Annotated in this window: 10 protein-coding genes; 5 read left to right on the top strand and 5 right to left on the bottom strand. The window is 34.0% G+C overall.

All coding sequences use genetic code 11. The annotated features are described in order from the left end of the window. Positions 1-185: 185 nt before the first annotated feature. The 4 genes from BB050_RS00890 to BB050_RS00875 form a co-directional block, all read right to left on the bottom strand. A complete protein-coding gene (locus tag BB050_RS00890; protein ID WP_008462553.1) occupies positions 186-749 on the bottom strand; it encodes a DUF937 domain-containing protein in 564 nt (187 codons plus the stop codon). Between the two features lie 102 nt (positions 750-851). After that, positions 852-1,802 (bottom strand): D-2-hydroxyacid dehydrogenase, encoded by a 951-nt coding sequence (locus BB050_RS00885; protein ID WP_066032250.1) that lies wholly within the window; start codon positions 1,800-1,802, stop codon positions 852-854. Positions 1,803-1,944: 142 nt separating this feature from the next. After that, positions 1,945-3,015: a 3-phosphoserine/phosphohydroxythreonine transaminase gene (gene serC / locus BB050_RS00880; RefSeq protein ID WP_066032249.1), complete on the bottom strand. Its 1,071-nt coding sequence runs from the start codon at positions 3,013-3,015 to the stop codon at positions 1,945-1,947. A gap of 93 nt (positions 3,016-3,108) precedes the next feature. Continuing rightward, positions 3,109-4,182 carry an acyl-CoA reductase gene (locus tag BB050_RS00875; RefSeq protein WP_066032248.1) on the bottom strand — a complete coding sequence of 358 codons (1,074 nt, stop codon included), beginning with the start codon at positions 4,180-4,182 and terminating at the stop codon, positions 3,109-3,111. Between the two features lie 193 nt (positions 4,183-4,375). Between BB050_RS00875 and BB050_RS00870 the strand changes: the two genes are divergently transcribed. Together BB050_RS00870 and BB050_RS00865 are read left to right on the top strand one after the other, a co-directional pair. Continuing rightward, positions 4,376-4,726: a 4Fe-4S dicluster domain-containing protein gene (locus BB050_RS00870; RefSeq protein ID WP_008462559.1), complete on the top strand. Its 351-nt coding sequence runs from the start codon at positions 4,376-4,378 to the stop codon at positions 4,724-4,726. 169 nt (positions 4,727-4,895) lie between these two features. Next, positions 4,896-6,059 (top strand): peptidase associated/transthyretin-like domain-containing protein, encoded by a 1,164-nt coding sequence (locus BB050_RS00865; protein WP_066032247.1) that lies wholly within the window; start codon positions 4,896-4,898, stop codon positions 6,057-6,059. 81 nt (positions 6,060-6,140) lie between these two features. Here the strand turns inward: BB050_RS00865 and BB050_RS00860 are convergent, their stop codons facing one another. Next, positions 6,141-8,774: a TonB-dependent receptor gene (locus BB050_RS00860; protein WP_066035070.1), complete on the bottom strand. Its 2,634-nt coding sequence runs from the start codon at positions 8,772-8,774 to the stop codon at positions 6,141-6,143. Between the two features lie 293 nt (positions 8,775-9,067). Between BB050_RS00860 and ychF the strand changes: the two genes are divergently transcribed. The 3 genes from ychF to BB050_RS00845 all read left to right on the top strand — a co-directional run bounded on the left by ychF (position 9,068) and on the right by BB050_RS00845 (position 12,301). Beyond that, the gene (gene ychF / locus BB050_RS00855) at positions 9,068-10,162 is read left to right on the top strand and encodes a redox-regulated ATPase YchF (protein ID WP_066032246.1); all 1,095 of its coding nucleotides are present in this window, start codon (positions 9,068-9,070) and stop codon (positions 10,160-10,162) included. Positions 10,163-10,515: 353 nt separating this feature from the next. Continuing rightward, a complete protein-coding gene (locus BB050_RS00850) occupies positions 10,516-11,193 on the top strand; it encodes a TIGR02117 family protein (protein ID WP_066032245.1) in 678 nt (225 codons plus the stop codon). Positions 11,194-11,386: 193 nt separating this feature from the next. Beyond that, complete coding sequence (locus tag BB050_RS00845; protein WP_066032244.1) at positions 11,387-12,301, top strand: YihY/virulence factor BrkB family protein; 915 nt, start codon at positions 11,387-11,389, stop codon at positions 12,299-12,301. Positions 12,302-12,387 lie beyond the last annotated feature (86 nt).

Raw genomic sequence — 12,387 nt, 5'->3', positions numbered from 1 at the left:
TATTTTTTCAGGTTAAAAGAGGCAAAGGCTCAAAGTAACAAAGGTTTAACATTCTTTTGAAGTTTCTAAGGTGCTAAGCTTCTAAGCTTTATTTTTGGTTGTGTGCATAAAAGTAGAAAGCTGTTTGCGAAGCAAACAGCTTTAAAAACTTAGTATCTTAGAGACTTAGAGTCTTAGTGTCTTAACTATTTACTTCCAAAAAGTTTTCCAATAAAACCTGCAATTCCTCCTTTGCTTTTGGTTACTACAAGAACATCTGCAACATCAACTTTTCCGTCGTTGTTTTGGTCAAGTCCAAATTGCATTCCGTATTTAGAAATGGTATCCATTATTCCAGAAGCTTGTCCGCTGTTACCAGAAATGGAATTTATAATATCTGAAATTTGAAAACTGCTATCGTTTGGATCTTTTGCTTTATTGACTAAAGAGCCTAATATCTGTGGAATCAAATTGGAAGCAACTCCATTTGAATCTGCACTGCTTAAACCAAATTTTTCTCCAAGACTTCCGCTTAATTGCTGTTGGATTTGCTGAACAACAGGATTTGAACTGTCTATTGGAGAATTTCCATTAAATAATCCGGCAATCTGATCTGTGTTTCCCTCAGAAACAATCTTTTTTAATCCTTCAAAAATAGAATTGCTTGTCTCGCTTATTACGGCGTCATTATGTTCATTTGGGACAGCGCTATTGTTTACCACAGCATCGCCTCCGTATTGCTGCACTAATTGGGTTAATTGTTCAAACATGATATTTAGGGTTTAGATTATCAATCAAATTTAAACAAAAAAAGAAAGGGATTTATTAAACTGTGTTAATAAATCCCTTCTATGTAATTTAAATATAGTTAATTAGCTTAACAAAGTAATGATTTGTGATGCTAATTCTGTACCAATTCTATCTTGTGCTTCTCCTGTCGCAGCTCCGATGTGAGGAGTTAAAGAGATTTTAGAATGCATTAAAATTGCCATTTCTGGTTTTGGTTCGCTTTCGAAAACGTCTAAACCAGCAAAAGCAACTTTTCCTGAATCTAAAGCTTTTACTAAAGCTACTTCATCAATAACACCACCACGAGCACAGTTTACGATTCCAACACCGTCTTTCATGATGGCAAGTTCTTTTTCTCCAATGATGTATCCATCTTGAGCAGGAACGTGCAATGTGATGAAATCTGCTTCTTTAAATAAAGACTCTAAAGATTGAGAAACAATTGTAGTTGTGATTGACTGTCCGTCGAAAAATTCAACTTTTACATCAACTTGAGGAATAAAGCTATCTGCAGCGATCACTTTCATTCCAAGACCAAGAGCCATTTTTGCAGTAGCTTGCCCGATACGGCCAATACCAACAATACCTAAAGTTTTTCCTCTTAATTCAGTTCCGTTAGCATATGCTTTTTTCAAACCTTCGAAGTTTGAATCCCCTTCAAGAGGCATATTTCTGTTAGAATCATGCAAGAAGCGCACACCAGAAAATAAGTGTCCGAATACCAATTCCGCAACAGACTCAGAAGATGAAGCAGGGGTATTAATTACATGGATTCCTTTACTTTTTGCGTAGTCCACATCGATATTGTCCATACCAACACCACCACGACCGATGATTTTGATGCCAGGACATGCATCGATGATATCTTTACGAACTTTAGTCGCACTACGAACTAAAATTACGTCAATGTTGTTTTCATTTATATAGTTAGCTACTTGTTCTTGAGCTACTTTTGTAGTGATAACTTCAAAACCGCCTTTTTCTAAGGCTAGAATTCCACTTTTAGAAATTCCGTCATTTGCTAATACTTTCATTGTTGTGTTTATTGTTTGTTTGGTTCATCGTTTAATTGTTTAATCGATAACCAACTATTTGATTTTTCTTTTTTTTGATATTTTAAAGCAAGTGTTTTGACGATTAAACAGTTAAGCAAATTAACGATTAACCGAAAAAAGATTAAACTTTAGTTTCTAATGCTTTCATTACGTCAACTAAAACCTGAACGCTCTCAATTGGCATAGCGTTGTAGATTGAAGCTCTGTAACCACCTACAGAACGGTGTCCAGGTAATCCTGAAATTCCTGCTTCTTTCCATAAAGCATCAAAAGTTGCAGTATGATCAGGGTTTGTCAACAAGAAAGTTACGTTCATATTTGAACGGTCTTCTACTTTTGCAGCACCTTTAAATAATGGGTTTCTGTCGATTTCAGCGTAAAGTAATTCTGCTTTTGCGTTGTTTAATTTTTCAACAGCAGCAATTCCGCCTTTTTCTTTAATCCATTGTAAAGTTAAAAGAGACACATAAACAGCAAATACAGATGGAGTATTGTACATACTTTCTGCCTTGATGTGTTTGCTATAATCTAGCATGCTAGGAATTGTTCTTCCGTTTTTGCCTAAGATTTCTTCCTTAACTACCACTAATGTAGTTCCAGCAGGTCCCATATTTTTTTGAGCTCCAGCATAGATTAAATCGAATTTAGAAAAATCTAATTCGCGTGAAAAAATATCAGAACTCATATCGCATACAACAGGAATATTTGTTGATGGGAATTCTTTCATTTGAGTTCCAAAGATGGTATTGTTACTTGTGCAGTGGAAATAATCAGCATCAGCTGGAATTTCGTAACCTTTTGGAACATAAGTATAATTGTCTTCTTTTGACGAAGCTACGACAACAGTTTCACCGAAAAGTTTCGCTTCTTTGATTGCCGCAGTTGCCCACGTACCTGAATCTAAATAAGCTGCTTTTCCGTTTTCTTTCATTAGGTTGTATGGTGCCATTAAGAAAGCTGTACTTGCACCACCTTGTAAAAATAAAGCCTGATAACCTTTTCCTTGAAGTCCTAATAATTCTAAAGCAAGGGAACGAGCTTCCTCCATAACTGCAACGAAATCTTTGCTTCGGTGCGAGATTTCAAGGATAGATAACCCTGAATCATTAAAATTTAAAATTGCTTTTGATGCCTTCTCAAAAACTTCCTGAGGTAAAATACTTGGTCCTGCGCTGTAGTTGTGTTTTTTCATGGTTGTTGTTAATAGTCGAAAATTTTAAAGACGCAAATTTCGGTAATAAGAGCCGAAAAAGCGTTAAAATATTCGAAATAATTAAACAATTTATTACTTTGTTGTTAACAAAAACGTTATAGTATCGACATTATCTGCGTAATCCCACAATTGAGGTTTTTGGGTTTCTCCAAATGCAATACTGTTTGGGGTTAAATTATTGCTTACAATGCATTGAATTTGATCTGTGTCTTCCTGAAGACGTTTTTCTAGCTCATCAAGGTTTTCGTAATATTCATAAAAAACGCTCGAAATTGGCGAAGCATAACTCGAATCTTCTTTTAAAGTCAAAAATCCGTTATCTAATAATTTGAAATTGCTCATTAAAAATACAGCTTTATTATAATCGTAATTATTAGCGTATTTCTCATAGTGAATAACGTCTTGATATTTGAACATTGCTTGAAAAAATGCATCAAAAGAATAGTCTTTTGGGATATACAATTTTGAAACATTTCGACATCCTAAACCAAAATATCTGAAAATATCTTCACCAAGAGCTTCTAAATCTTCATGGGTTTCTTTTCCAGTTAAAATCGCAGCCGAATTTCTGTTTTTACGAATAATTGACGGTTTGTCTTTAAAATAATATTCGAAATAACGAGAAGTATTATTGCTTCCAGTTGCAATTACAGCATCGAAGTTTTCCAGTTTCCCTTCTACAAAAGTGATGCTGTCTTTTAGGTTTTCATCAATAGCTATTAAATATTTAGCCAAAAAAGGCAATAAATACTGATCATTTGATGAAGTTTTGATTAAAGCTTTATTTCCTGTTATTAAAACTGATAAAAAGTCATGAAAACCTACCAAAGGTATATTTCCAGCTAAAATCAGAGCAACAGTTTTTCCATTTTTGTCATCCTGAGCGGAGTCGAAGGAATAAGCCGAAAGCCATTTGTCTATATTTTCTTTTGTTAAAGCTTCTGCCCAAGATTGTATCGAGAAATATACTTGTTCTGGAGTATACCATCCATTATGAGATTGTGAAAGGCGAATTAGATTTTCGAAATCTTCAAAAAAGATGTCGTTATATAAAACGTCAGATTTTTGCACAGAACCGCTCTCAGAAAACTGACTTAAAAATTTTCCTAATTCAACAAAAACACTTTTTTTTGTTTCTAATGTCATAATGTTTGTTTATGAATTGTTTTGATTGTAATTTTGCACAAAAATAAGCATAATTAAGTCGAAAGACAAAAGTCAAAAGTCGAAAGTCCTAAGTTGAAAAGACTTTAATATTTTTACTTTAAATACTTTCAAACTTTATGACAGATTTTATGACTTTAGACTTTGTGACTTTTAAACCTTAAGACTAAAAAAGATGGCAATTATTATAACTGACGAATGCATCAATTGTGGGGCTTGCGAACCAGAGTGCCCAAATACAGCAATATATGAAGGAGCAGATGATTGGAGATATAAAGACGGAACAAGTCTTTCTGGAAAAATTGTATTACCTGACGGAACTGAAGTTGACGCAGATGATGCGCAGACTCCAATTTCTGACGAAATCTATTATATAGTACCAGGAAAATGTACAGAATGTAAAGGTTTTCACGATGAGCCGCAATGTGCTGCTGTTTGTCCTGTTGACTGTTGCGTTCCTGATGATAATCATGTTGAAGACGAAGAAACTTTATTGCAGAGACAAGCATTTTTGCATGCTGAATAATTTTTCTTTGTATTTAAAATATAGTCCTGAACCTTTTGGTTCAGGATTTTTTTTTACCCTGATTTCAGGTATTTTAAAAAGTCAGTTTCTTGATAGTGAATGTTTTATTTTTAGGCTATTGGTTAATTGTTAAAAAAATAATACTTTAGTTGAAAAAATAACAATGCCTATGAAGAGATTGCTACTTTTATTTGTTGTTTTGCTCAATTGCGTAAGCGTTTTTGCACAAAAGGAGGAGTATTCTATTATTGTTAAGGATATAGAAACTTTGGAGCCAATACAAAATGCTACGGTTAAAATAATGAAAACCCAACAGATTTTATTGAGCAATGAAGAAGGAAAAGTTACTTTTATGCTGACCGGCGGATCTAACGTTCAGGTTTCTGAAACTAATTATGAAGATTTGACTGTACGCTGGACTTCTTTAAATGGAGAGCAAAAATTTGTTATTTATTTAAAGAGTAAAAACAATAAATTAGATGAAGTAGTTTTGTCTAAGGAATCTCCTGAAAAAATACTGCAGAAATTGGTTAACAATTCTATAAAGAAAATAAGTATCTCTCATAGACAGAAAGTATATGTTAGAGAGTTTTTTATGCTTGACAATCAGTATACCTACTATAATGATGGATTGGTAAATTTTCAATTTGATAAAAATAATAATGCAACCACTTTATTGGTTGAACAAAATCGCTCCTACGGATTATTAGAAGCAGATGTGAGTGCTGATTTAAAGGGCTATAACCTTAATAATATAATGGAGAATTATTCGAATTTTAAATATTTTGATCCATTATTAGATTCAAAGTCAAAAAAAGCATACGATTTTACAATAAAAGGACATTCGAAAAACAAAGATTACTACGTAATGTCAGTTGTTCCGTTGGACAAGGCCAAAGAAGCAATTGATAATTTTGAAATCATTTATGATCCTTTGAAAAAGATTATTGTAGAATTTACGATTTCAACTACGCCTGCAACTCTCGATAAAGTGGAAGAAAAGACAAAAGAAGGCGAAAAAAACTTAACAAAATCATTTGTAAAAGTAAATTATAGATGGGATGGAACCGATTATTATGTATTGAGTTCGAATGAAGAAATTGGTTATAATATTGTTTTAAAGGATAAAACTAAAAATGTCCAGATAAGAAATAGTTTTGTAACAACAGGTTTTAATAAACAAAATTTCACCTATAACGACAGTGATGTCTTTAAAGAAAAATCACTTTTCAATAAGAAAAACAAAATCTTGACCAATTATTGGGATATTTCAGGATTTACAGCAACCGACGAAGAAAAAGCAATCGTCGCATCATTAGAGTTTAAATTGTAATTATAAATAGAAATGAAAAATCCTGAACATAACGCTCAGGATTTTTTGTTTGGTCAGACTGGGCAGAGTCGAAGCCCTTTCTTAAAAATTAAAACCAAGCCTTGCGTAGTAATAAGCTCCGCTGAAACCCATTTGTACAGCGTCCCAATAACCTCCTGCCTCTGTATTTCCTTGTTCGTCCTGTTTGGTTGGATATACATTAAATAAGTTGTTGCTTCCTAAAGTCAGTTTTAAGCTTTTAGTGAACTGATATCCAACAGTTAAATCGGTAATCAATCTTGGGTTGTAAACATCATCTTCGTCTGCATAATCAACCAGAACTACTTTGCTGAAACGAGTAAAAGCTAAACCAGCATCAAATTTGTTTTTTGCGTAAGTAAGGTTTAAACCAAATTTATTGTCTGGAGCCGAAGCTAATAAAAATGCTTTTTCGCGTTTTCCGAAGAAAATAGCTTCATCAAGAGTTCCGTTTTTTACTTTGTCAATTTTCATATCGTTGATGTTTCCAACTAAAGTTGCACCAAACTGACCAAAATCAAATGTCTTTTTCCAAGAGAAAACCAAATCCAAACCATGCGTGCTTGTGTCAACTCCATTCGCAAAAAATTGAGCTTCCGAAACACCTAGATTTAAAGAACTGGCATCAAAATATCCCGTCAAAACAATACGGTCTTTTACTTTGATATAATAACCATCAACGGTTGCTGTAAAATCACCGAAAGACGCAGTAAATCCTAATGAAGCATTTACCGCTTTTTCTTCATTTAATTTCTCAATTCCAAATGCTCTTGTAACTGGGCTATCGTTTGGAGCCAATAAAACTTCTGTTGCCCCGCTTGCATTAAAGTTGGTAAAACGTAAATTATAATAAATTTGAGCTAAAGAAGGAGCGCGGAAACCTGTACTTATCGATCCTCTAGCGTTGATATGGTCTGTGATTTTAAGTCTTGATGCTAGTTTTCCATTTAATGTACTTCCGAAATCACTGTAATTTTCAAAACGTAAAGCTCCGCTTACCATCCAAGCTTCGGTAACATCCAATTCGGCATCAGTATAGAGAGAAAAATTGGTTCTGTCTTTATTGACTTCATTTGCAGGGCTGTATCCTGGGAAACCTTGAGAACCTCCAGGTCTTGGTTCTCCAGTTACAGGATCAATTGGTGCGCTTTGCGTTGTTGGATCTGTAATAGGTTTTCCATCTGTATCATAAGTCGCGTATGAACCTTCTTCGCCAGCAAAAATTTCAAATTGCTCCACTCTAAATTCTGCTCCAAAAGCAATATTTAAACCGCTTAAAACACTTTCGTAGTTTTTAGAAATATCAAAATTTGTAGTGTTTTGAAGTAAGCTGTGTCCTCCAGCGTCAAATTCATGAGGAGATTTTTCTTCAAGAGAAGCATTTATAGTTCCTTTAATATCATATTGGAATTTGTTTTTACCAAAAGTATTGCTCAAATCAAATTTCCATCCGCCAGAAGATTCGGTTCTAATTCCCGCTGCGATAGAATTATCATTAATTTTAGAAGTAATTCTTGGAGTATAACCTCCTGGATAAACAGATTCGACAACTCTTTCTCCGTCATTTCTGGTAAAAGCATAAGCGTCGGTATCTCTAAAATTGCTTCCTCCAAAAGCATAAAATTCGGTTTTATCAGAAATAGGAATTGCTAAATTGGCGAACAGGTTAACACCTGTCATTTCAGCATCACCAAATCCTTTTCTAAAATCGTAAGCAGGTCTAAGAGTTTTGTTTTTACTTAAAAATTCTCCCGTAACATTTACATAACCGCCTTTGCTTCCAATTCCTGTTCCGTAATTAGCTGCCACTCTTACAGAACCTCCGTCAAAGTCCTGATCTTTTCCGTACGAATTCCCATTTCCATTTTGATCCAATCTAAATCCTTTTGTATTTGGAGTTCCTGGCAAGAATTCGCCTTTGGCATGTGTGTTAAAAACGCCGTACGTAACTGAACCTGTTAATTCGTCAACGTTGTCATTTGTCACGATATTAATAACCCCTGCAATCGCATCAGAACCATATTGTGCAGAAGCACCGTCACGCAGAATTTCAATTCTTTTAATAGACGCAGCAGGAATTGCATTCAAATCTGTTCCTGTATTACCACGTCCGCGAGTTCCAAATAAATTGATTAGAGACGATTGATGTCTTCTTTTTCCATTAATCAAAACCAAAGTCTGATCTGGTCCCATACCTCTTAAAGAAGCGGGATCAACGTGGTCGGCACCATCAGAACCAGATTGTTTATTTGCATTAAATGAAGGAGCTACATATTGTAAAAGCTGATTAATTTCAATTTTTCCGCTTTGAGTAGTAACATCTTTGACATTGATTACATCAATAGGAACGGCCGAATTTACAACCGTCCGTTTTGCATTTCGAGAACCCACGACAACAACGTCATTCAAAACTTGGCCATCGTTTTCGCTTAAGACAATGTTTATTTTATCTCCAGAAGCTGTTTTTTCAACTGTTGTAAAACCGACATAACTAAAAACTAAAGTTGCACCTTCTTTTACTTTTATTCTAAAGCTACCCTCAAAATCAGTAGAAACTCCATTTGAAGTTCCTTTTTCGACAATATTAACGCCCGGAAGCGGATTTCCCGATTTATCTTTTACAAGACCCGAGACCTCTTTTTGTGCAAAGAGAAATGCTGAATTCAGCAGAAATAACAATAATGCAATCTTTTTCATGGTAAGTGGTTTTTTGGTTTGTTTTTTGTTAATCAGTTTTATAAAAGTAGTCTTTTTTAACAAAATATTAATAAAATGTTTAAAAATTTCATTGCTTATGTCTAAAATTATATTATTGAACATTTTTACTTCGCGCAAGAGCTATTAAATCTTATATTTGCAAAATTTTAGAGCCAAAAAATAGCATTTTGGCATAAAATGATAAAAACATGTAAATCATAAGACATTAAATCACAGGGTTTAATGTGAAGAGCTAAATCGAAGGCTCACATCAAATAAATACAAACAAACAGATGAAAGCAGGAATTGTAGGATTGCCAAATGTTGGAAAATCAACATTATTTAATTGTTTATCTAATGCAAAAGCGCAGAGTGCGAACTTTCCGTTTTGTACAATCGAACCTAATATTGGTGTTGTTAACGTTCCAGATCCAAGAATCAACAAACTAGAAGAACTAGTAAAACCAGAGCGCGTACAAATGGCAACTGTAGATATTGTAGATATTGCAGGTTTAGTAAAAGGTGCAAGTAAAGGTGAAGGTCTTGGAAACCAGTTTTTAGGAAACATTAGAGAGTGTAATGCTATTATTCACGTTTTACGTTGTTTTGACAATGATAACATTGTGCACGTTGATGGAAACGTAAATCCAATTCGTGACAAAGAAACTATCGATATTGAATTGCAGTTAAAAGATTTAGAAACCATCGAAAAGCGTTTAGAAAAAGTAAAACGTGCTGCAAAAACAGGAAATAAAGAAGCTCAGGCAGAAGAAGCTTTGCTAAACAGAATTAGAGAAGCTCTTTTGCAAGCGAAATCTGCTAGAACAGTGGTTCCTCAAAATAATGACGAAGAAGTTCTGATGGAATCTTTCCAATTAATTACAGGAAAACCAGTTTTGTATGTTTGTAATGTTGACGAAAGTTCTGCAGTAAGCGGAAATAAATATGTGGATCAAGTTCGTGAATTAGTAAAAGATGAAGATGCTGAAGTAATTGTACTTTCAGTAGGAGCAGAGGCTGATATCACAGAATTGGAAAGCTACGAAGAGCGTCAGGTGTTTCTTGAAGATATGGGATTAGAAGAGCCAGGAGCTTCAGTTTTAATTCGTGCAGCTTATAAATTATTAAAACAGCAAACTTACTTTACAGCTGGTGTAAAAGAAGTTCGCGCTTGGACTATTCCAATTGGAGCAACTGCACCACAAGCAGCTGGAGTTATCCACACTGATTTCGAAAAAGGTTTCATCCGTGCGGAGGTAATTTCATATGATGATTACGTTCAATACGGGTCTGAAGCAAAAGCAAAAGAAGCTGGAAAATTCAGAGTTGAAGGAAAAGAATACGTGGTGAAAGATGGAGATGTAATGCACTTCCGTTTCAACGTTTAATCTTTTTTTAGATAATAGAAGAAAGAGCAAAGAAAATAGACTAAAAAACTGCTGGAGAGATTCAGCAGTTTTTTTATGTCTATAACTTAAGATTTTGTTTGTCAGGCTGAGCGAAGTCGAAGCCTACGCACAGATTGTCAATTTTCTTTATGGAGCTTCTTGCGTGTCCTTCGACTTCGCTCAGGATGACAAACTTTTAAAAAAAAAATCCGTACAAATCCGCGTTTTGCGAAAGCGAATCCGTAAAATCCGTGTGCCATTTCGGAAACAAATTAGCAGCATTAAAAATTTTTGGCTTAAAAATTGGTTACAGAAAAAATAACCAATTACTAATCTAAAATCAACCAATTAAAATGCTAAAAAAATCATTCAAAATTCTGGGCTGGACGCTTTTCGGAATTTTCAGTTTTCTTGCCCTTTATATTTCTTCTGTTTTGATTATTTCTAAAATTACAGTCAATTCAGATATCGCAAAAGTCGAAGAACAAGACGCAATTCCAATTTACATTCTTTCAAATGGAGTTCATACCGATATTGTAGTTCCCGTAAAAAATGAAATAAAAGATTGGAGAAACGAAATTCAATTCAATCAGACGCAATCAAAAGATTCGTTGATGAATTATATCGCTTTTGGTTGGGGAGATAAAGGCTTTTATTTGGAAACGCCAGAATGGTCAGATTTAAAAGCAAGTACAGCTTTTAAAGCCGCATTTGGAATCAGTTCTTCTGCTGTGCATGCAACATTTTTCAAGCAATTAAAAGAAGGAGAAGATTGTAAGCGAATTTTAGTTTCAAAAGAAAATTATCAAAACTTAGTCAATTATATTTCCAATAGTTTTAGTGATCCAATTCATCCACAATGGATTGAAGGTCACAGCTACGGGAAAAAAGATGCTTTTTATGAAGCCAAAGGAAGTTACAGTCTTTTTTATACATGCAATACTTGGGCAAATAATGCTTTAAAAGCAGCGAATCAAAAAGCAAGTTTATGGACGGTTTACGATAAAGGGATTTTTTGTCATTATAAATAATTTTTTGGTGTGAAGTCCCCTAAGTGACAGTTAGAGTGTCGTTTATTTGACTTACCAATATTAAATCTCAATGAGATTATTCCGTTAGGGGTTAAATATCATATATGGGAAAAATATAAAAACCAACGAAAATCCAAGAAGTAACGAATTTTCATTAATGCTTAAATTTGAATGAATATCAAAAGATCAGCAAATGAAAAATCATAATATCTTTTCAAAAACTTGGTATTTATTAAAAACAACATTTTTAGAATTCAATGATGATAATGCAATTAAGTTAAGTGCGGCATTATCTTACTATACCATTTTTGCGTTGCCTCCTTTATTGATTATTATAATTACCATTTGTGGCTTCTTTTTTGGGGAAGAGGCAGTCACAGGTCAGTTATATGGTCAGATAAATCGATTGGTTGGAAATAATGCTGCAGTACAGATTCAGGAGGCAATCAAGAATGTTCAATTATCAGACAGCAATGTCTTTGTTACCGTATTTGGGATTGTAATGCTTTTAATTGGGGCATCTGGGGTTTTTGCAGAAATTCAGAGCTCTATAAATTATATTTGGGGACTTCGCGCAAAACCCAACAAGGGATTGAAAAAGTTCATTCAAAACAGATTGATGTCTTTTTCCATGATTGTTTCAGTTGGATTTTTAATGCTGGTCAGTTTAATAGTCAATGCTACTCTGGATCTTTTAAATGCTCGTTTAAAACTCTATTTTCCAGACACAACAGTTTACTTTTTTTATGTGGTTAATTTGGTGATTGTTTTTGCCAGCATAACATTGCTTTTTGCCATTATATTCCGAACTTTACCTGACGGAATCATCAAGTGGAAAGATGCTTTTATTGGAGCATCAAGCACTGCGATTTTGTTTATGATAGGGAAATTTGCGATTGGAGTTTACCTTGGAAATTCAACTGTTGCAAGCGTTTATGGTGCGGCGGGTTCTGTAATTATAATTTTGGTTTGGGTGTATTATTCGGCCATTATTTTATATTTTGGAGCAGAATTTACTAAAGTCTATGCAAAAGCTTTCGGCGGAAGTATCTCGCCAAATGATTATTCTGTAGAAATACAAAAAGAGATTTTTGAAATCGAAAATTAATATTAAACCATATAAGTAATAGAAGGAAATTTAAGTTTTTTTTTAATTTAAGGACAAAGTTTTTTAAATGAACTTATATTACTTAT

The sequence above is a fragment of the Flavobacterium anhuiense genome (assembly GCF_001705175.1).
In the GTDB taxonomy this organism is placed as follows: domain Bacteria; phylum Bacteroidota; class Bacteroidia; order Flavobacteriales; family Flavobacteriaceae; genus Flavobacterium; species Flavobacterium anhuiense.
Note: the sequence above shows the minus strand (reverse complement) of the source record. Positions and strands in the feature narration are given on the sequence as shown.

Excerpts from the sequence above, each read along its gene's own strand:
- serC (WP_066032249.1), bottom strand. The coding sequence starts at position 3,015 with ATGAAAAAACACAACTACAGCGCAGGACCAAGTATTTTACCTCAGGAA.
- BB050_RS00860 (WP_066035070.1), bottom strand. The coding sequence starts at position 8,774 with ATGAAAAAGATTGCATTATTGTTATTTCTGCTGAATTCAGCATTTCTC.
- BB050_RS00885 (WP_066032250.1), bottom strand. The coding sequence starts at position 1,802 with ATGAAAGTATTAGCAAATGACGGAATTTCTAAAAGTGGAATTCTAGCC.
- BB050_RS00865 (WP_066032247.1), top strand. The coding sequence starts at position 4,896 with ATGAAGAGATTGCTACTTTTATTTGTTGTTTTGCTCAATTGCGTAAGC.
- BB050_RS00890 (WP_008462553.1), bottom strand. The coding sequence starts at position 749 with ATGTTTGAACAATTAACCCAATTAGTGCAGCAATACGGAGGCGATGCT.
- ychF (WP_066032246.1), top strand. The coding sequence starts at position 9,068 with ATGAAAGCAGGAATTGTAGGATTGCCAAATGTTGGAAAATCAACATTA.
- BB050_RS00875 (WP_066032248.1), bottom strand. The coding sequence starts at position 4,182 with ATGACATTAGAAACAAAAAAAAGTGTTTTTGTTGAATTAGGAAAATTT.
- BB050_RS00850 (WP_066032245.1), top strand. The coding sequence starts at position 10,516 with ATGCTAAAAAAATCATTCAAAATTCTGGGCTGGACGCTTTTCGGAATT.
- BB050_RS00870 (WP_008462559.1), top strand. The coding sequence starts at position 4,376 with ATGGCAATTATTATAACTGACGAATGCATCAATTGTGGGGCTTGCGAA.
- BB050_RS00845 (WP_066032244.1), top strand. The coding sequence starts at position 11,387 with ATGAAAAATCATAATATCTTTTCAAAAACTTGGTATTTATTAAAAACA.